This is a genomic window from Psychrobacter sp. 16-MNA-CIBAN-0192, from assembly GCF_040309565.1.
GTDB lineage: Bacteria > Pseudomonadota > Gammaproteobacteria > Pseudomonadales > Moraxellaceae > Psychrobacter.
This window is the reverse complement of sequence record NZ_JBEOOX010000651.1, coordinates 1-242: the sequence shown is the minus strand read 5'-3', so window position 1 is coordinate 242 and position 242 is coordinate 1. Positions and strand designations below refer to the sequence as shown.

Here is a 242-nt window from a genome sequence, read left to right as displayed (position 1 = left end):
ATAAATCGCTAACGTCGCGACCAATAAATAACTACCGACAATCATTAGTAATAATGGCATCCACATATCTGCAGACATTTTGGGCGCGGCGGTTAGAGTAAAGGTCGAGCCTTGATGCAAGGTGTTCCACCACTGTACCGAATACTTAATAATAGGCAAGTTTACTGCGCCAACAATAGACAAAATAGCGGCAGCTTTACCACGATTGGCAGTATGCTCAAACGCGGCAAACAGGGCCATGA

The 242-nt window shown here is 45.0% G+C and carries 1 protein-coding gene; it reads right to left on the bottom strand.

The window, feature by feature from the left end; translation table 11 throughout:
- Positions 1-242 (bottom strand): cytochrome C assembly family protein (locus AAEY78_RS14725; protein ID WP_502943796.1); only part of this gene is annotated, 242 nt, incomplete at both ends.